The 19,034-nt window shown below is 73.4% G+C and carries 18 protein-coding genes; 9 read left to right on the top strand and 9 right to left on the bottom strand.

The window, feature by feature from the left end:
- On the bottom strand, positions 1-394 hold a 394-nt coding region (locus ACWGDE_RS21315), incomplete at its 3' end, for a DUF6777 domain-containing protein (RefSeq protein WP_453390569.1).
- 394 nt (positions 395-788) lie between these two features.
- Between ACWGDE_RS21315 and ACWGDE_RS21310 the strand changes: the two genes are divergently transcribed.
- A complete protein-coding gene (locus tag ACWGDE_RS21310; protein WP_453390568.1) occupies positions 789-2,042 on the top strand; it encodes a streptophobe family protein in 1,254 nt (417 codons plus the stop codon).
- A 116-nt stretch (positions 2,043-2,158) separates the two neighbouring features.
- Positions 2,159-2,545, top strand: a complete 387-nt coding sequence (locus tag ACWGDE_RS21305) for a hypothetical protein (protein ID WP_453390567.1) — start codon at positions 2,159-2,161, stop codon at positions 2,543-2,545.
- A gap of 70 nt (positions 2,546-2,615) precedes the next feature.
- On the opposite strand, the gene ACWGDE_RS21300 is transcribed toward ACWGDE_RS21305, so the two are convergent.
- Genes ACWGDE_RS21300 through ACWGDE_RS21290 form a run of 3 tightly spaced genes read right to left on the bottom strand, consistent with a single transcriptional unit; the run spans position 2,616 to position 6,606 of the window.
- A complete protein-coding gene (locus ACWGDE_RS21300; RefSeq protein WP_453390566.1) occupies positions 2,616-3,626 on the bottom strand; it encodes a serine/threonine-protein kinase in 1,011 nt (336 codons plus the stop codon).
- Positions 3,626-4,246 (bottom strand): hypothetical protein, encoded by a 621-nt coding sequence (locus tag ACWGDE_RS21295; protein ID WP_453390565.1) that lies wholly within the window; start codon positions 4,244-4,246, stop codon positions 3,626-3,628. Before ACWGDE_RS21295 ends, ACWGDE_RS21300 begins: the two co-directional genes overlap by 1 nt.
- Positions 4,247-4,251: 5 nt before the next feature.
- Positions 4,252-6,606: an FHA domain-containing protein gene (locus ACWGDE_RS21290; protein WP_453390564.1), complete on the bottom strand. Its 2,355-nt coding sequence runs from the start codon at positions 6,604-6,606 to the stop codon at positions 4,252-4,254.
- Between the two features lie 180 nt (positions 6,607-6,786).
- On the opposite strand from ACWGDE_RS21290, the gene ACWGDE_RS21285 reads away from it, so the two are divergent.
- From ACWGDE_RS21285 to ACWGDE_RS21265, 5 genes are all read left to right on the top strand, one after another.
- The gene (locus ACWGDE_RS21285) at positions 6,787-7,875 is read left to right on the top strand and encodes a cation diffusion facilitator family transporter (RefSeq protein WP_453390563.1); all 1,089 of its coding nucleotides are present in this window, start codon (positions 6,787-6,789) and stop codon (positions 7,873-7,875) included.
- 30 nt (positions 7,876-7,905) lie between these two features.
- Positions 7,906-8,412 carry an NUDIX domain-containing protein gene (locus tag ACWGDE_RS21280; protein ID WP_453390562.1) on the top strand — a complete coding sequence of 169 codons (507 nt, stop codon included), beginning with the start codon at positions 7,906-7,908 and terminating at the stop codon, positions 8,410-8,412.
- Between the two features lie 48 nt (positions 8,413-8,460).
- Positions 8,461-9,717, top strand: a complete 1,257-nt coding sequence (locus ACWGDE_RS21275; protein ID WP_453390561.1) for a Tm-1-like ATP-binding domain-containing protein — start codon at positions 8,461-8,463, stop codon at positions 9,715-9,717.
- Positions 9,718-9,863: 146 nt separating this feature from the next.
- A complete protein-coding gene (locus ACWGDE_RS21270; RefSeq protein ID WP_453390560.1) occupies positions 9,864-11,462 on the top strand; it encodes a serine/threonine-protein kinase in 1,599 nt (532 codons plus the stop codon).
- A complete protein-coding gene (locus ACWGDE_RS21265) occupies positions 11,459-12,490 on the top strand; it encodes a hypothetical protein (protein ID WP_453390559.1) in 1,032 nt (343 codons plus the stop codon). The genes ACWGDE_RS21270 and ACWGDE_RS21265 overlap by 4 nt, the downstream gene beginning before the upstream one ends.
- On the opposite strand, the gene ACWGDE_RS21260 is transcribed toward ACWGDE_RS21265, so the two are convergent.
- Positions 12,471-12,614 (bottom strand): DUF6191 domain-containing protein, encoded by a 144-nt coding sequence (locus ACWGDE_RS21260; RefSeq protein ID WP_453390558.1) that lies wholly within the window; start codon positions 12,612-12,614, stop codon positions 12,471-12,473. The two genes, ACWGDE_RS21265 and ACWGDE_RS21260, sit on opposite strands and share 20 nt — an antisense overlap.
- A gap of 310 nt (positions 12,615-12,924) precedes the next feature.
- Positions 12,925-14,214 carry an ATP-binding protein gene (locus ACWGDE_RS21255; RefSeq protein ID WP_453390557.1) on the bottom strand — a complete coding sequence of 430 codons (1,290 nt, stop codon included), beginning with the start codon at positions 14,212-14,214 and terminating at the stop codon, positions 12,925-12,927.
- Between the two features lie 182 nt (positions 14,215-14,396).
- Between ACWGDE_RS21255 and ACWGDE_RS21250 the strand changes: the two genes are divergently transcribed.
- Positions 14,397-15,923, top strand: a complete 1,527-nt coding sequence (locus tag ACWGDE_RS21250) for a glycosyltransferase family 39 protein (RefSeq protein WP_453390556.1) — start codon at positions 14,397-14,399, stop codon at positions 15,921-15,923.
- 9 nt (positions 15,924-15,932) lie between these two features.
- On the opposite strand, the gene ACWGDE_RS21245 is transcribed toward ACWGDE_RS21250, so the two are convergent.
- Complete coding sequence (locus ACWGDE_RS21245) at positions 15,933-16,556, bottom strand: hypothetical protein (protein WP_453390555.1); 624 nt, start codon at positions 16,554-16,556, stop codon at positions 15,933-15,935.
- 120 nt (positions 16,557-16,676) lie between these two features.
- Between ACWGDE_RS21245 and ACWGDE_RS21240 the strand changes: the two genes are divergently transcribed.
- On the top strand, positions 16,677-17,450 hold the full coding sequence (locus ACWGDE_RS21240) for a trypsin-like serine peptidase (protein ID WP_453390554.1): 774 nt from the start codon (positions 16,677-16,679) through the stop codon (positions 17,448-17,450).
- A gap of 6 nt (positions 17,451-17,456) precedes the next feature.
- Here ACWGDE_RS21240 and ACWGDE_RS21235 read toward each other — a convergent pair whose 3' ends face one another.
- Positions 17,457-17,972 (bottom strand): NUDIX hydrolase, encoded by a 516-nt coding sequence (locus tag ACWGDE_RS21235; protein WP_453390553.1) that lies wholly within the window; start codon positions 17,970-17,972, stop codon positions 17,457-17,459.
- Positions 17,973-17,981: 9 nt separating this feature from the next.
- The coding region (lnt, locus tag ACWGDE_RS21230; RefSeq protein ID WP_453390552.1) for an apolipoprotein N-acyltransferase at positions 17,982-19,034 on the bottom strand (1,053 nt) is incomplete at its 5' end.

Below are 19,034 nucleotides of genomic sequence, written 5' to 3'. Positions count from 1 at the left end.
CCGGGGTGAGGGAGCGCAGGTACGCCGGCACGGCCGTCGGCTGGATGCCGAGCGCCGAGGCGAACGCGGCGTTCTTGGCCGGCTGCGCCGACAGCACCTGGATCTGCTTCTCGACGTCGCAGCTGGCGATGTCCCGCGTGCCCCCGAACAGGGTCGGCGAGGATCCGCTGACGCTACGGGTGGCCGTGGCCCCCGTGGCCGGCGCGGGCTGCGAAGGCGGTTTGCTCTCCGGCGGCGGCACGGCCTCCTTGGCGGCGGTGGACTCGGTGAAGGGGTCGGGTCCGGACGCCGCGACGGGCTGCAGGAACACCTCGCCCCCCGCCTTCGTCGCGGTTCCGCCCCCGGTCGGCCGGGTCAGTACGACGGCCAGGGCGACGGCGGCGGCGAGGGCCACGATCGCGGTGGCGAGCCGGGGCAGGGAGCGCCACCAGGCCTTGTGCGGAGGCTCGGGGGACCCGCCCCCGGGGCCTCCGGGAGGAGCGGGGGGCGGGGGTGGTGGCGGGGGGCCTTCCCGCCCGCCGGAGAGCGGCCCGGAAGGCGGGCCCGTAGGGCGACCTGACGACGGCGGCTGCGGCGACGGGGGCTGCGAGGGCTGTGGCGGCCACGGCGGCTGCTGGCCGGAGGGTTGAGTGGTCACGGGCTCTTCTTCCCACTGCGGAGGACTTCCGGTCCCAAATGGATGTTCTGCGGCGGATCCGCGGAAATCTCCGGATTTCTAATACTCCTGGCGACCATTGTGTGCGCCGTCCGGGTGGTGCCCGCAAGCCGAGCGTGCCTACGGTGACAGGGTGAGCCCTACATCGGCACCGACCGCGCGAGCCTGGCGGGACGCCCTTGTCGCGGTCGTCGCGGGCTTCGTGGCGATGGCCGTGGTCGCCGCCGCGGGCCTCGCCCTCGCCGGGGCGGGCGATCTTCCGGACGGAGCGTTCCCGCACGTGGTGGCCGCCGTCGTCGTGATGGCGGCGGGCGGCTCGGTCGACGTGACGGGCGGGGCCGGCTTCCTGGCGGGGGCCGACGCGAGCCTGTCCGTCATGCCGCTCTCCGTCAGCCTGGCCGGCGCACTGACCACCGGCTGGCTCTTCCTGCGCCCCCTGCACAACCGGGCCGTGGCCGGTGCGCGCGAACTCCTCGCCCGTGCGGCCCCGTTGGTCCTCCTCTGGCTGGCCGTCCTGACCGGCACCTCCTTCCTGGCGCGCCGGAACTTCGCGATCTCCACGGGCGATTCGCCCCTCGGGGAGATCGGCGAGATCCTCGATTCCGGCCCCACGGTCGGCTTCGAGACGGCGATCCCCGCCACCCTCCTCTTCGGACTGCTGTGGATCCTGGGCCTGTTGCTGATCGCCCTGCTGGTCTCGCGCCGCGCCCCCCTGCCCAGCGCACTGGTCCGCTTCCACACGGCGGTGCGGCCGGCGGCGTTCGCCGTGGTCGTCCTGCTCCTCGCGTACGTGGTCATCGGCGCCGGGGCCGGACTGCTGGTGGCCGCGACCCAGGGGCACGCGGGCCGCACCCTGGCGGTGGTCCTGCTGGGCCTGCCGAACCTGGTCTGGCTCGCCCTCACGCTCGGCTTCGGCGGCGCCTGGGAGGGCAGGGCCGAGGGCCCGTTCGGCCTGCCGATGCCGCAGATCCTGGACCAGGTGCTGCGCGCCACCGGATCGGGCTCCGGCTCCGACCTGTCCACGCTCGACGTGGCCGCGCTCGCGGAGCACGACGCGCGGGCATGGTGGCTGGTGGCGCTCGCGGCCGTGCTGCTGCTCGGCGCGGGCGCGCTGGCCGCCGCCCGCTCCCCCGCGTACGTCCGGCCCTGGCAGCACGCCCTCCACCTGGCCGTGGCCCTGGCGCTGGCCACCCTGACGATCTGTCTGCTGGCCCGGATCCAGGCCCAGTTCGGCCTGTCCCTGCTGGGGATCAGCGACGTCGACGACCTCAGCGGCAAGGTGGAACTGCGGCCCGTCCTCTGGCGCACGGTCGGCCTGGCCTTCGCCGCGGGCGCGGTGGCGGGATTCCTCGGCGCCCTGTTCCCGCGCCGCCGGCACCGCGGCTGACCCGGACACGTACGGCACGCGGCCGGTGGCCGCACCGCCCGGCGGTTGCTCCGTACGGGTGAACGAGTGGATATCGGTTCATCGGGGGATCGTTTCCGCATGTCACGCTCGCCTCCGTGAACATGACCAAAGGCCTGTTCCGGCCGCTTCACGCCGCTGGCCTGCTCGCCCTCTCCGCGCTCGCCCTGACCCTCTCCACCGCCCTGCCCACCCAGGCGACCGGCCCCGGCGCCCGCTCCCTCTCCGGTGACACCGGGCGCAAGGACGCCACCGCCGAAGCCGTCTCCGTCAGCCGGGTGTTCTGCCCGCGCGGCACCGTCGTACTGTCCGGCGGGTACTCCACCTCCCAGCGGGACCACGCTCGCGACGGATCGCCCCGGCACACCGTCCTGGCCAGCCGCCCCGTGGTGGACGGCGAAGGCCGCACCGGCTGGTTCGCCTCCGTCTCGCACGCCGACGTCACCGCGCACGTGGTGTGCGCGCCCTCCCCCGACCGCTCCTGAACGACGGCCGGCGCAGGCCAGAACCGGGCCGGCGGAGGCAGCACAGGGCCAGGAGCGACCAGGAGCGCGTCTAGAAGACCGGCAGCGCCCATCGGGGCGGTGGCGGCGGAGGTCCGTCGGAGGCCTCGGCCACCCGGGTGGGTGCGTGGACGGGCTCGACCGGGCCCTGTCCCGCCCGCCGCAGCGCCCCCGTGAACTCCAGGCAGCTCCCCCACCGGTCCTCCGGAGACTTGGCCAGGGCCCGCGCCAGTACCTCGTCCACCCCCGCCGGCAGGCCGGGCCTGCGCGAGCTCACCGCCGGCGGCGGATCGTACTGGTGGGCCCACAGCAGCGCCATGTCGTCGTCGCGCTGGAACGGCGGCCCGCCCGTGAGGGTTTCGTAGACCACGCACCCCAGGCTGTAGACGTCGCAGCGCCCGTCCACCGGCTTCCCGGCGATCTGCTCGGGCGCCACGTAGTCCAGGGTTCCGACGAACTGGCCGACGCTCGTGAACCCGGTCAGCGACAGGGACTTCTTGGTCAGCCCGAAGTCCGTGAGGTAGACGTGCTCGGGGTGTTCGCTGTCCGTGCCCTCCGCGACCAGGATGTTGCCGGGTTTCACGTCCCGGTGCACGAGGTCGTGGTCGTGCGCCGCGTCCAGCGCCGAGGCGACCTGGCCGGCGATCCGCGCCGCCGTGTCCACGGGCAGCGGCCCGGTCCGGTCCAGCAGGGCCCGCAGGTCCTGCCCGGCCACGTACCGCATGGCGATGTACAGCAGCCCGTCGGTCTCCCCCGCCTCGAAGACGGGCACGATGTGCGGGTGGTCGATGGCGGCCGCGACCTTCGACTCGTGCGCGAACCGCTGCCGGAAGGTGTCGTTGCGCGCCAGTTCGGGCGCGAGGAGCTTCAGCGCGACCGTCCGGTCGAGCCGTACGTCGTGCGCCCGGTAGACGACCGCCATCCCGCCGCGGCCGATCTCGGCCTCCACCACGTAGCCGGCGATCCGCCGCCCCCGCAGGTCGGAAGCGCGCCCGCGCACCGGCTCCTCGACCGCCCCCGCGCCCTCCCCGGGGCCGGCCCCGGGGCCCTCCCCCGAGCCCATCAGCCCGCCTCCGGCCCGGGCAGTTCGACGATCTTCGTGGGCTCGTGCGGTGCGTCAGGTACGCCGGCCCCCGCCGCGGTGTCCGCCTCCTCGGGCGGGGCTTCCTCCCGGGCGGGCGGAGCGCCCGGCCCCGAGACGACCGCGTAGGTGGTCAGACGGCTGCCGTCCCCGTACATCCACCGTCCCGTCGATTCGTCGTAGAGCCACACGGACTCCCCGTCGATCACGACCCCGGCACGCAGCCCCCGTACGGCCCGCCGGAAGGACTCGGCGTCGATCCGCCCGGAGGTGAGCTCCGCCACCGCCCGCCGGTAGCGCTCCACCTCCTCGGCGCACCGCCCGAGCAGCGGCCGCGGGTCCTCCGTGCGGGTCAGCGGGCGGCCGCCGGTCGGCGGGGGCTGCGGCACGGCGACCAGCATCCGTCCGTCCACCCAGGCGGACCAGCCGTTCGCGCACAGGATCTCCCCCCACTCCCCGCGCCGGGACAGCATCTGCACGGGGAGGAAGGCGTCGAGCGGGACCGTGGGGCGGGACATGTCCGGGCTCTCCCAGGCGGGCAGGCCCTCCTGGGGAACGATGTGGGTGGGCCGGAAGTCCTCGGCTTCGCCGGGGCTGGTCATGGCGGCTACTTCCGCATGATGGTCGGTTCGTGGCGGCGCAGCACCCGGGTCACCAGTACGCCGAAGAGCACGCACAGGGCGACCAGCATGCCCATCTCGATGAGCCAGAGGTCGGCCTCGTGATCGAACAGCGGATCCTGAGTGATCTTGCCGGGCACGATGGCGCCCAGGTCGATGGTGTTCGACATCGCCCCCATGGCCCACCGGGCGGGCACGAACCACGCGAACTGCTCGATGACGGGGACCCCGGTCAGTTTCAGCAGGGAGCCGCAGAAGACGACCTGGACGATGGTGAGCAGCACCAGGAGCGGCATGGTGACCTCCTCCTTGCTCACCAGGGCGGAGATCAGCAGTCCGAGGACCATGGCGGTGACGGACAGCAGGGCGACTGCGAGGGTGATCTCGATCAGCGGTGGCATGAAGACGCCTTTGCCGCCGGGCGCGTTGGTCTTGACCCCGGCGAGGCCGACCAGGGTGAGGACGACCGCCTGGGCGACGGTGATCACGCCGAGGACGACCACCTTCGACATCAGGTAGGCCGACCGCGACAGGCCCACGGCTCTCTCGCGCTGGTAGATGACGCGTTCCTTGACGAGTTCGCGCACCGCGTTGGCCGCGCCGGTCAGGACCCCGCCCACGCACAGGATGAACAGGGCGTTCAGCGCGGTCTCCGCCGTGAGGGTGCTGCCGGCCAGCGCGCGGGCCATGGCGCCCATGACGAACGGCAGCGCGACCATGATGATCAGGAAGGTGCGGTCGGCGCTGAGCACGGCGGCGTACCGGCGGATCAGGGTGGAGAGCTGGGAGCCCCAGCTCTGGGCCTTCGGCGGCGGCTTCGGCGCGACGCCCGCGGCCCTTTCGGCCTCTCCGGCGAGCGGGAGCCGGCCGCCGGCGGCGTCGACGTAGCGGCGCTGCTGCGGTGAGGCCCGGTGCTGCCCGGCCCAGTCGCGGTCCCGCTCGTTCTCGAAGGCTTCGAAGGCCTCGGGCCACTGGTCGAAGCCGAAGAATCCGAGCGCCTCGTCAGGAGGTCCGTAGTAGGCGATGCGTCCGCCGGGGGCGAGGACCAGGAGGCGGTCGCAGACGCTCAGGTTGAGGACGCTGTGGGTGACGACGATGACCGTGCGGCCGTCGTCGGCGAGGCCGCGCAGCATGTGCATCACGGAGCGGTCCATCCCGGGGTCGAGCCCGGAGGTGGGCTCGTCCAGGAAGAGCAGGGAGGGCTTGGTCAGCAGCTCCAGGGCGACGGAGACCCGCTTGCGCTGGCCGCCGGAGAGGCTGTGGATGGGCTGGTCGGCGCGCTGCTGGAGGCCGAGTTCGCCGATCACCTCGTCCACGCGGGCCTCGCGTTCGGCCTTCGCGGTGTCCTGCGGGAAGCGCAGTTCGGCCGCGTAGACGAGGGCCCGGCGGACGGTGAGCTGCGCGTGCAGGATGTCGTCCTGCGGGACCAGGCCGATGCGGCTGCGCAGTTCGGCGTAGTCGCGGTAGAGGTCGCGGCCGTCGTAGAGGACGGTGCCGTGGTCCGCGGGGCGCAGGCCGGTCAGCGCGCCGAGCAGGGTGGACTTGCCGGCGCCGCTGGGGCCCACCACCGCGAGCAGGGAGGTGGCGCCGACGGGGAAGGAGACGTGGTCGAGGAGGGTCTTGCGGCCGTGGTCGACGGCGACGCCGAGGTCCTGGACGTCGAGCGAGACCTCGCCGGTGTCGACGTACTCCTGCAGCTGGTCGCCGACGAGGCAGAAGGCGGTGTGGCCGATGCCGACGACGTCGCCCTCGCCGATGGCCGCGGCACGGGCGACGCGGGCACCGTTGAGGTAGGTGCCGTTGTGGCTGCCGAGGTCGGCGATCTCGTACGTGCCGGTCACGAGCGCGCGCAGTTCCGCGTGGTGGCGGGAGACGACGAGGTCGTCGATGACGATGTCGTTGTCCGGGGCGCGGCCGATGCGGACGGTGGCCGCGGCGGCCAGCGGGCGGATCGAGGTCGGCCGGCGGAAGGTGCTGGTCTGGTTCGGATGGGAAACCGAGGAGGGGCGGGCGAGAGCCGGGGCGGGGTCGACGAAGCGCACGCGCGGACCGTCGGCGGCACTGCCGAAGCGCAGCTCGCTGCCGACGCCGACGGCCCACTCGTGGACGCGGTGGCCGTCGACCCACGTGCCGTTGGTGCTGTCCTCGTCCTCCACCGTCCAGTGATCGCCGTCCGGACGCAAGATCGCGTGGTGCCAGGACACGCGGGCATCGTCGAGGCAGATCTCGCAGAGGGGGTCCCGGCCGACGTGGTACGTCCGGCGCGGGCTCATCGCGGTCGAGCCCCTGTCCGTTTCCAGGAGGAGCTCGGGCGCGGTCGGCACACCGGGGCGCTGGACCATGCAGAGATTTTCCCACGATCCGGCGGACACGGCATAACCGCAGGTCAGAATGGCGTTATGGGTAATGACAACGGTCCCCGTTGCAGCCTTTGCCCATATTCGTGAGGTGCGCTTCACTTCAGGCGACACGTTCGGGCAGGAACGAGGATTCCGGTCCGGCATCGACCGACGGGGGACGCCATGACCGCGCAGGACCACGTGCCACACGATCACGCGGCACACGACCACGCTCCGCACGACGACGCGCCGCACGACCACGTCGGCAGCGCCGGCCACGAGGCGCACGGAGGCCACGGACACGGCCACGCCGGGCACAGCCACGGTGTCGCCGCCGACGCCGACCGCCGCTGGCTCGGCATCGCACTGGGCCTGATCGCCGGCTTCATGGCGATCGAGGTGGTCATCGGCGTCCTGGCCCACTCCCTGGCGCTGATCTCGGACGCCGCGCACATGCTGACGGACGCCGTCTCGATCGTCCTCGCGCTGATCGCGATGCGGCTGGCCGCCCGCCCGGCGCGCGGCGGTTTCACGTACGGCCTCAAGCGCGCGGAGATACTTTCCGCGCAGGCCAACGGCCTCACGCTGCTCCTGCTGGCGGTCTGGCTGGCGTACGAGGCGGTGCGGCGGCTGCTCGACCCGCCGCCCGTGGAGGGCGGGCTGGTCCTGGTGACGGCGCTCGCGGGCATCGTCGTCAACATCGCGGCGGCCTGGTGCATCTCGAAGGCGAACCGCACCTCGCTGGCCGTGGAGGGCGCCTACCAGCACATCCTCAACGACCTGTTCGCCTTCATCGGCACCGCCGTCGCCGGCCTGATCGTGCTCACCACCGGATTCCGGCAGGCCGACTCGATCGCCTCGCTGGTCGTGGTCGTCCTGATGGTCAAGGCGGGGTACGGACTGGTCCGCGAGTCCGGCCGGATCCTCCTGGAGGCCGCCCCGGCCCACGTGGACCCGGACACGGTCGGCGACCGGCTCGTCGGCCACCCGCCGGTCACCGAGGTCCACGACCTGCACATCTGGACCATCACCTCCGGACAGGCCGCGCTCTCCGCGCACGTGCTGGTTTCGCCCGAGGGCGACTGCCATGCCGTGCGCCGCGACCTGGAGGCCCTGCTGTCCAAGGAGTACGGGATCACCCACACCACCCTCCAGGTGGACCACGCCCAGGACTCCCTCCTGACGGTCGGACGCCCGGGCGACGGCCCCGAGGACCCGCACTGCGCCGACGCCCACGGCCCGGTCCACCGCGAAGGCCCGCACGACCACTGAGCGCCGCCCGGACGGGGCATGGATGAGGCCATGACCGCGAAGCGAAGCGCCGGACTGCTCCTGTTCAGGGAATCCGGCACCGAGGACACCGCCGGGGGTGGCACCGGTGCCCCCACCACCGAAGTACTGCTCGGCCACATGGGCGGCCCGCTCTGGGAACGGCGCGACGCCGGCGCCTGGTCGATCCCGAAGGGCGAGTACGGGCCCGAGGAGACACCGCGCGACGCCGCGCGCCGGGAGTTCGAGGAGGAGATCGGGCTGCCGCCGCCCGAGGGTCCGTACCTGCCGCTGGGCGAGGTACGCATGATCGGCGGGAAGCTGGTGACCATCTGGGCGGTGCGGGCGGACCTCGATCCGGCCCTGGCGGTACCCGGGACCTTCACCATGGAGTGGCCGCCGAAGTCGGGGCGGACGGCGGAGTTCCCCGAGCTGGACCGGGTGGAATGGTTCGCCCCCGAGGTGGCCCGGACAAAACTGGTGGTGTCTCAGATTCCTTTTCTGGAACGGCTGTTGGAACTTCTGCGCAACGAGGGTTGACTCGACCTTTACTTGCCAGCAAACCCCACCTGCATGGACATTGCACGTATGACGAACGTCGTGCTGGTGGGAACCCTGGACACCAAGGGTGTGGAGTACGGCTGGTTGCGCGAGAGGCTGCTGCGCGCCGGCGTCGAAGTGGTCATGGTCGACACAGGAATCATGAACGAGCCCCGTGTGCCCGCCGATGTGCCGCGTGAAGCGGTGGCGCGGGCCGCGGGAACGGAACTGTCCGAACTGCGCGCGGCCGCCGACCGGGGCGCGGCCGTGACCACGATGGCCCGGGGCGCGGAAGCGACCCTGCTGCGCCTGCACGCCGAGGGCCGGCTGCACGGAGTCCTCGCCATCGGCGGCAGCGGCGGAACCTCCATCGCCACCAGGGCGATGCGCGCGCTGCCGCTCGGCGTCCCGAAGGTGATGGTCTCCTCGATGGCATCCGGGGACGTGGCCCCGTACGTCGGATCCGCGGACATCACCATGATGTACAGCGTCGTGGACATCGCGGGGATCAACAGCATCTCCGCGCCGGTCATGGCCAATGCCGTGGAGGCCGTCGCGGGCATGGCCAAGGCCTTCGAACGCGCCTCCCTCGACCTGCGCCGGCCGGCCCGGCTGGGCGAGGGCGGCCGCCCGCTGATCGCGGCGAGCATGGCGGGCGTGACCACGATCGGCGTGGACGCCGCCCGGGAGCGGCTGACCGAGCTCGGCTACGAGGTCCTGGTCTTCCACGTCAGCGGCACCGGCGGCCGGACCCTGGAAACCCTGGCCGGCCAGGGGATCTTCGCGGGCGTCCTCGACCTCACGCTCAGCGAACTCGCCGACGACCTGTGCGGAGGCATCCTCACCGCCGGCCCCGACCGGCTCAGCGCGGCCGGACGGGCCGGAATTCCGCAGGTGGTGAGCCTGGGGGCGCTGGACATGGTGAAGTTCGGCCCGATGGAGAGCCTGCCGGACCGGGTCCGCTACCGCCGGGTACGCGTCCACAACCCCTCGATCACGGTGATCCGTACGACCGAGGCCGAGTGCGCCGAACTCGGCCGCCGGGTCGCCGCCAAACTCCGTGCGTCCACCGGGCCCACGGCCGTGTGCGTCCCACTACGCGGACTGTCCACGCTCGGCGCGCCGGGCGGGCCCTACCATGACCCCGACGCCGACGGGGCGTTGTTCTCGGCATTGCGCGAGGGACTGCGGGGCAGCGCCGCCCGGCTGTACGACTACGACACCCACATCAACGATCCGGACTTCGGGCGGGCTGCCGCCGATCGGCTGCACGCCATGATCGGAGCGGAGGCGGCCGCGGCCTGACCCGGGACGCCACTCATTCGTGACCCGACCGAGACCGATTGGCTCTCGGCCGGGAACCGGCCGTGGCCGGAAGATGTCCCAGTTGGTGGCCGGTCCCCTGAGAGGACCGGCCCCGGGGCGCGGTCACGCCACGGCAGGGGGAAGGAATGAACGTCATGTGGTCGGTTCCCGGTTACTCGGAGATACGCGAGCTCGGCTCGGGCGCCAGCGGGCGCGTCGTGCTCGCGGTCCACGAAGGCACCGGCACGGCGGTGGCGGTGAAGTACCTCAACGACCGGATGCGGGAGAACCCGGCCTTCGTACGCGAGTTCCGGGCCGAGGCCCAGCTGCTCGGCGCCCTGCGCTCCCCGTACGTGGTCGGGCTCTACGAGTACGTGGAGTCGCCCCGCGGCGCCGCCATCGTGATGGAACTCGTCGACGGCATCCCGCTGAACGCCCTCCTCAAGCAGTCCGGGCAGACCGGTCCCGAGGCGGCGCTGGTGCTGCTCAAGGGCTCGCTGCTCGGGCTGGCCGACGCCCACCGGGCCGGTGTGGTCCACCGCGACTACAAGCCGGCGAACGTGCTGGTCGCGGCCGACGGCACCTCCAAGCTCGTCGACTTCGGCATCGCCACGCCCCAGGGCACCACTCCCGGGGCCGCCGGTACGCCCGCGTACATGGCGCCCGAGCAGTGGCAGGGCCGTCCGGCCTCGCCCGCGGCGGACGTGTACGCGGCGACGGCGACCTTCTTCGAATGCCTCACCGGCCACAAGCCCTTCGACGGGCAGAGCTTCGCGGAACTCGCGGTCCAGCACGTCGAGGCACCGGTGCCCGAGGCCGAGGCCCCCGAGCCGGTGCGCCCGCTGATCCGGCGCGGCATGGCCAAGTCCCCGGAGCAGCGGCCCGAGGACGCCGACCGGTTCGTCGAAGAGCTGGAGTCGGTGGCCCTGGCCGCGTACGGGCCCCAGTGGGAGGAGCGCGGACAGCGCAAGCTGGCCGCGCTGGCGGCCCTGCTGCCGCTGCTGTTCCCCTCGGCCGGCACCCCGGCATCGGGCACCACCGCGCTGGCCACGACCACCCTGCCCGATCCCGTACCGGGCTGGAGTCCGGGACGGCGCGGGCTGACCGCCGCCGGAGCCACGCTCGCGCTGGGGATCGTGGCCGTGTTCGGCTACCAGGCCGTCGGCGCGGAGCCGGGCGGGGCGAAGGCCGTGAACGCGTTCGCGACGTCGAGCGCTTCGGCGGCGGCCCCGGCCGTTACCCCGTCCCCGGGCGAGTCGGTCTCGCCGAGCGCTTCGGCCAGTGCGAGCCCGTCGCCGAGCGCGACGCCCTCGCCGTCCGCGTCCCCCACCCCGACCTACAGCGGCCCGCCGTCCCCGGCGCCGCCGACGCCCACCAAGCCCCCGACGCCGACGCTGGGCCCGGCCGTGACTGTCTCGTCGCTGTCCGTCAAACTCAGTCCCGCACGAACGAAGCCGCCAGCGGTGGACGCGGTCGTGAGCCTCAACGCGAAAGGCGGACCCGCCACCGTGACAGTCGAATGGTTCCTCAGCACCGGGCCGAAGGACCCCGGCGTCGCAAACGGAACCGAGAGCTTCACCGTCCTCGCCGGATCGCCGACCAGCGGGTCCGCGAGGCACACCCTCCCGCGTGGGGGCAGCGCCTGCTACGTGACGGTGCGCGTCTCCACCACGCCCGCCGCCACGCCCACGAAGTACGCCTCGGATACCTACCAGTTCCAGGCCTGCGTACCGGTGATCGGATGAGCGACGCCCGCGCCCCGCAGGGCGAAGACGACGAGTACAGCGCCACGGTCCTCGGCAGCCACTGGATCAGCGGCCCGCTCAAGGACCCGGCAATCACCGAGCTCCTGGAGATACCGGGCGAAGACGCGACCCAGCAGCTGGAGATACCGGAGATTCCGGGCGAGGACCTCACCCGGCGGTTGGAGACATCGGAAGAGGACGACACCCGGCGTCTGGAGACCGTGGACGAGGACGGCACCCGGCGCCTGGACTCCCCGGGCGAGGACCTCACCGAGCCGCTGGAGGCCCCGGCGGAGGACGACACCCGGCGGCTCGATCCCCCGGCCGAGGACGTCACCCAGCCGTTGGAGAGCTCCGGGGACGACGCGACGCGGCGCCTGGGGGCTCCGGTCGCGGCCGTCGCGGTGGGCGCGGGCGCGGCCGTAGCGGTGGCCGCCGGTGCGGCCGTCGCGGCCGGGGAGGCCGCGGCCTCCCCGTCGGGGGCGCCCGCCGTAGCCATGACGAAGCGGCTGGAGACCACGGGCGGTGCCCAGCCGGACCGGGTCGAGGGCTCGCTGCTGCGGTTCGGTCCGGGGGTGACGGCGGCCCTCCCGCTGCCGTTCCCGCTGCACCCGGAACCCCTGCCGCCCCGCCGGCGCAGCGAATGGCGCCGCTACACCCTGGCGGCCGTGATCCTGCTCGCGGTCCTCGCGTACCTGTGCTGGCAGCGCTACGGACCGGCCCTGGAGGTCCGGGAGGTCGCGGTCACCGCGGGGTCCGAGGGTCCCGGCTGCGACGCGACCGCCGACGTGGTGGCCGTCGTACGGACCAACGGGCGCGCGGGGACCATCACCTACCGCTGGCTGCGCAGCGACGGCACCCGGTCGGAGCAGCTCACCGAGCGCGTGCCGAGCGGCCGCGACGAGGCCCGGCTGCACCTGCTGTGGACCTTCCAGGGCGCCGGGACCTACCCCGCGAAGGCCGAACTCCAGCTGATCTCGCCGACGCAGCAGACCGCCGCCGCGGAGTTCACGTACCGCTGCCCGTAACGGGCAGCCCGATGACGGCGCGGCCGCCGTCGAGGTCCACCCGGGAATGCGGCGGAGCGCCCTCGTCATCGCGCCTGACGAGGGCGCTCTGCCGTTCCCCGATCCGGCCTGATCCGAAGGACACGCCCTCACCCCGGTCCCCCTTTCGGCCTACCGCCGCGGCCTGCCGTCCGGTTCTTCCGGCCGGGGTGATCGGGGCCTTGCGGCCGAGGCGCGCGCACCCCCCGCACTGGTTGACTCGAATGTGTTGGCGAGGGCGCTCAGGACGCCCTCGAGGCACCCTTGCCGCCACGTTCCAGCCGGCGAACACCCCCATCGGAACGTGGCTTTCCCGCACGGATGCCAAGTCCGCGCGGGAAGGCCCGCAGCCGCTTTGGGGAGTGGCTGCGGGCCGTCTTGCACACCCGTCCCCCGCCGCAACCGGGGGACGGAGATCAGAACCGGGCGTGCGCGGTGATGTCCGCCGCGAACTCCCCGGTCATCGCCGGGGTCACCGTCGGCCGGCACTGCGCCACCGCCGCCAGGTAGTCCTCCGTGCTCGCGCCGAGCTGCGCCGCCGCCGCGCCCCGGGCGCCCACCGCCTCCAGGTCCCGCTCGAAGGACACCTGCGCCGCGATCCGCGCGGCGTGCTCGATGTCGGCCGGGGTGAACAGCTCGCTCGCGGCCACCAGGGCCGCCACGTCGACATCGGGGCGGCCCGCGGTGTAGCGGGACCAGATCGCGGCGCGGGCGCCCGCGTCCGGGGTGCCGATCGGGATCAGGTAGTCGAAGCGGCCGGGCCGCAGGAAGGCCGGGTCGAGGGAGCGGATGGAGTTGGTCGCGCAGACCAGCAGCCGTTCGTCGCCCTCCCGGAAGCCCGGTATCAGCTTGAGCAGCTCGTTGGTCACCCCGTGGATCCCGCCGGGCTGCGCGGGCTCGGTCCGTACGGGAGCGATCTCCTCGACCTCGTCGATGAAGACGAGGACCCGCTCCAGTTCGCCGATCCGGGCGAACGCGTCGCGCAGCGCGGCGGCGAGGTTGCCCTCGTCGGCGAGGCGGGAGGGCAGCAGTTCCACGAAGGGCCAGCCGAGCCGGGAGGCGATGGCTCGGGCGAAGGTGGTCTTGCCGGTGCCGGGCGGGCCGAAGAGGGTGATGGCGCGCGGGGGCCGCACACCGTGCGAGGCGGCCCGCTCGGGTTCGGCGAGCGGCAGCACCACGCGCCGCTCGATGAGGTCCTTCTCCTTCTCCATGCCGGCGACCTTGGCCCACAGGTCGTTGGGCAGGAAGCGGCCGCCGAGGTCGTCGAGGAGGCCTGCGGCCGGCCCGTGCAGCGGCTCGGTCTTCTCGAAGTAGGCGACCGCGGGCTGCCGGGTGTAGCCGGCGTTGAGCAGGCCCTCCCCGAGCAGGTCCTCCTCGGGCAGGACGTAGGCGATGCGGCCGACGCGGGCGGCGATGAGCCGCCGCTCCAGCTCCACGAGCAGGGCGCTGGCCAGGCCCCGGCCGCGCCAGCCGGCGGCGATGGCGATGCGCATGACCCAGGCGCGCTCGCCGGTGACGCAGGCGAGGGCGGCGCCGATCGGGACGCCCTGGTGGACGGCGACCACGCAGGGCTGCCGGTCGGTGAGGGCACTGATGCATTCGGCGAGTGAGAAGACCGACTCCTGGCCGAGTTCGGCCGTGGTGTCGATGAGATGGACGACTGCCGCGAGATCGCTCTCGCGGTAGTCGTGAATCAGCCAGTTCACCTGGTACCGCCCCTCGTTCGTGCTCCTGCGTGCCTGCTGCGCACCTTCTGCCGCGAGGCTAGGGGCGGGCGGCCTCCGCGATCACGCTCCGTCGTGCACAACAGCCGGTCCCGAAACCGTCCGTGTCGTCCATAGACTGGTGGTTTCCGCCCGAACCGCGCACCGAGGACCCGAACGCCTTCATGACATCCCACATATCCACCGGCCCGCCGCGCGGCGCGGTCAGCCGTACGACGGGTCCCCGGGCTGCGGGCCGCGGCGGTCGGCGGCCGTCCCTCGTGTGGCTGGTTCCGGCGTTCTGGACGCTGGCGCTCGGCCTGTGGGGGCTCTCCCGGCAGGACAGCGTGTGGCGGGACGAGGCGGCGACCTGGCAGGTGGCGGAGCGGTCCCCCGGCGAGATCTGGCACCTGCTCGGCAACGTGGACGCCGTCCACGGCCTGTACTACCTGCTGATGCACTTCCTCTTCGAGGTGTTCGGGGCGAGTACGGCCACCCTGCGCCTCCCGTCCGTGCTGGCGTTCTCGGTCGCCGCCGCCTGCGTGGCGCTGATCGGGCGCCGGCTGGCCGGCCCGTGGGCGGGGCTGGGCGGCGGGCTGGCCCTCGGGCTGCTGCCGGCCGTGCAGTTCCAGCTCCAGGAGGGCCGCTCGTACGCGCTGGTCGCGGGCGGCGCCGGGCTCTCGACGCTGCTGCTGGTCTCGCTGCTCGCGGCCGGGCCCGCGCGGTCCTGGCCGCGCTGGACGGCGTACGGGTCCCTCGTGCTGGTCTGCGCGCTGCTGAACTGGTTCTCCCTGCTGATCCTGCCCGCCCACGCGGTGACCCTGTGGTGGGTCCGGGCCGGGCGCGGCGCCTGGGCGCGCTGGCTGGGCTCCTCGGCGGCGGCCGTGGCGGGGGCGCTGCCGCTGATCCTGTTCACCCGGACCCAGTCCGGGCAGGTCTCGTGGATACCGCCGCTGACCTGGCACATGACGATCGGCCCGGCGGTGCTGCTGGCGGTCGGCGTGCTGGGCGCGTGGGCGGACCGGTGGAACGGGCCGCGCGACGGCCGGTGGCGCCGGCCGTCGGCGGCCGCGGTCGGCCTGCCGCTGCTGGCGGTGCCGCTGCTGGGGCTGGCCGCCGCCTCCCTGGTCCAGCCGCTGTTCCTGGACCGGTACGTGCTGTTCTGCATGCTGGGCCTGGCCCTGCTGATCGGCGCGGGCCTCGGGGCGGCCGTACGGGCCCTCGCGCCCCGCAACCGGACGGCGTCGGCCGCGCTCGTGCCGGCCGTCGTCGGGGTCTCGGCGCTGGCGATGCTGCCGGTGGCACTGGCCGACCGGTCCCCGGCCAGCCGGGTGGACGACGTACTGGCGGTGGCCGGTGAGGTGTCGCGGCTGAAGCGGGACGGCGACGCGGTGCTCTTCGTCCCGGCGGCCCGGCGGGACACCGCGCTGGTCTCGCCCGAGGCGTTCGCGGGACTGAAGGACGTGGCGCTGGCGCGCGGCCCCGTGGAGTCGGGCACCCTCAAGGGCGAGGAGGCCGCCCCGGCGGACATCCGGGCGGCACTGCGCGAGCAACGGCGGGTGCTGCTGGTGACGGACGCGGGCGCGAAGGCGAAGGCCCCGGGCGCCGCCGCGGACAAGGCGAAGGCCGCCGCCCTCGCGGCGGAGTTCACCGTGGTGGAGGACCGCCAGGTCCGGGGCCGCCGGGTGACGGTGTACGAGCGGCGCCCCTGACGGCGGGGTTCAGCAGTCGAACCACACGGTGAGCCGGACGTTCTCCGGCCCGTACAGCCCGGCGAGGGTTTCCATCACCGTCCAGAGCGGCTTCCACGACCCGTCGCGGCGCACGGCGGCGTCACGGGTGATCCGTCCGATCCGGTAGAGGCGGTCCTCGCCGTCGGGCCATTCGGTGCCCTCCGGCAGATCGTGCGCCTCGTACGTGAACAGCCAGCCGGGCTCGCGCACGATCGAGAGTCCCGCCACCTCGGCGACCCGCGGGTTCCAGGCGGACTTGCCGGTCATCACCCAGCCGTCCTCCGTACGCCGGTACTCGTGGATGCGTTCGTCGACCCGCGCCGCCGGCTCCGACCAGTCGACGCGCAGCAGCTCCGACCAGCCGATCCAGGTGGGGCTGTGGCCGTCGCTCCCCCACTCCGCGAAGCTCGCGCGCACCGCTTCGGAGGCGTCGTCCGGAATCCCCCTGTCCTCGGCGAGCGGCCGGAAGCCGGCGTAGTTGCGTATCCCGAAGAGACAGCCGAAGGCGTCGTAGTCGCGGCCGTGGTAGAGCAGGTCGATGTCGATGGCCGCGGTCCACAGCCGGTCGTCCTCGTCCAGGCACTCCACGAACCCGTGTATGTCGGTCCCCATGGCCGTGATTCTCCGGGCAGTGCGGCCTGGCCGCCAAAGGGGTTTCGGGGCGGCTGATTCACAGGGGATTCATATGGATTCCCGGGCTCCGGTCACAGGTTCGCGCACGAGGCTCTGAGCATGATCCAGCGCCTCCCCTCCCGACCGGAACGCCGCCCCCGCGCCCGTGGCCGGCGTGCGTCCCGGATCCTGCTGGCCCTCACCGCCATGGCGGCCCTGATCGGTGTCGACGTGCCCGACGCCCTCGCGGAGCCGCCGCTCGGCGTCACCGCGACGGCCGCGGCCGACGCCACGGCCGAGCGGGTCGGCGCGCTCTTCGCGGGCGGCCTCGACGGCGGGCACTTCTGCACGGCCGCCGTGGTGCGCAGCGAGGACCGCGATGTGATCGCCACCGCCGCGCACTGTCTGGGCGACCTGGACGACACCTGGTTCGCCCCCGGCTACCGGGACGGCAAGGCCCCGTACGGCCTGTGGAAGCTGACGGACATGTACGTGGCCCCGGACTGGACGGACGGCGGGAATCCTGACCACGACATCGCCTTCGCGACGCTGGCACCGCTCGACGGCCGGCAGGTCGAGGACGTGGTCGGCGGGTTCCCGGTCGCGGCGGAGCAGCCCGCCGACGCCGTCGTCTCCATCGTGGGCTACCCGCGCTCCGACGAGTCGCCGCTCCACTGCGCCAACGCCACGACGCTGTTCACCGGGACCCAGCGCCGCATCGAGTGCCCTGACCTCAGCGGCGGCACCAGCGGCAGTCCCTGGCTGGTGGACGGCGCCCTGGCGGGCGTCCTCGGCGGCTACGAGGGCGGCGGGACCGTCCCGGAGGTCTCGTACAGCGCGGTCATGGGCGACCAGGCGGTGGAGCTCTACCGGGAGGCGGCCGTCAACGGCTGAGACCGGCTACTCGCCCGGCCCGGCGGGCACGTCGAGCAGGTCGGCGGTGTCGCCGGCCTCGAACCAGGTCGGCTCGTCCCGCAGGGCCTGGCGGATCCGGTCGACGGCGAAGGACTCCAGCGGCTCCGGCAGCGCGTCCGGCTCGAACCAGGCCACTTCCAGCGACTCGTTGTCGTTGACCCGCGCCTGGCCGCCGGTGGCCCGGCAGCGGAAGGTGATGTCCTGGAACTGGCAGACGTCGCCGTTGGGGTACGTGATCGGCGGGAGCATCTGCACCAGCACCACCCGCTCGGGTACGCAGCGCACCGCCGTCTCCTCGTACACCTCGCGCACGGCCGTGTCGGCCGGCTGCTCCCCCGGCTCGGCGATCCCGCCGATCACCGACCAGCGCCCGGTGTCGGCGCGCCGCCCGAGCAGCACCCGCCCCCGGTCGTCGACGACGATGGCGGTCACCCCGGGCAGCAGGAGAAGCTGGTGCCCGGCGGTGGCGCGCAGGGTGCGGATGAAGTCGGGTGTGGTCATCCCCCGAGCCTACGAGGACTTCGCGAGGCGACGGGCGAACGACCAGCCGAGGCCGGCGGCGGCGACGACCAGCAGCGCGTACTCGACGAGCGGGCCGTAGCGGGTCGCGGGGGTCTCGGTGGAGCGCAGCGGGATCTCCGCGACCAGGGCGTCGGCGGTGAACATCTTCGTCCGCTGGACGATCTTCCCGTCGGGGCGGATGACGGCGCTGACCCCGCTGGTGACGGGGACCAGGACGGTGCGGCTGTGCTCGACGGCGCGGACCCGGTCCATGGCCAGCTGCTGGTAGGTCATCTCGGTCCGGCCGAAGGTGGCGTTGTTGCTGGGTACGGCGATGACCTGGGCGCCGGCCTGGACGGTGGAGCGGACGGCGTCGTCGAAGGCGGCTTCGTAGCAGGTGACCATGCCGACCCCGCTGCCCGCCATGTCGAAGACCCCGGGCTCCTTTCCGGGGCCGAAGTCGCGCCGCACCCGGTCGACGTCGGAGCTGAAGAGCCGGACGAAGGACCGCATCGGGATGCGCTCGCCGAAGGGCTGGATCTTGCGCTTGTCGTAGGTCTCGGTGGGGCCCTTGACCGGGTCCCACAGGATCATCGTGTTGCGCAGCGGTCCGGTCTCCGGGGCCAGTACGGAGCCGATCGCGACGGGCACGCCGATGGCCTTGACCGCCTCGTCGATCACCGCGTAGGCGTCGGGCTCGGCGTACGGGTCGATGTCGGAGGAGTTCTCCGGCCAGACGACGAAGTCCGGCTTGGGGACCCGGCCGGCCTTGACGTCCTCGGCGAGCTGGATCGTGCGGTTGGCGTGGTTGTCCAGGACCTGGCGGCGCTGGGCGTTGAAGTCGAAGCCGGCGCGCGGGACGTTGCCCTGGATGACGGCGGCCACCACGGTGCCGTCCTCGGCCGCGTCGGAGACCAGCGGGCGGGCCGCGAGGGCCCCCGCGAGCGGGGCGGCCACGGCGGTGGCGGCGAGCAGCGCGGCGGTGGCCCGGCGGGTGTCGGCGCCGACGCGCAGGACCTCGTACAGGCCGAATCCGCACAGGGCCACGGCGAAGGAGAGGAG

Source organism: Streptomyces sp. NPDC054956, assembly GCF_053609185.1.
Note: the sequence above shows the minus strand (reverse complement) of the source record. Positions and strands in the feature narration are given on the sequence as shown.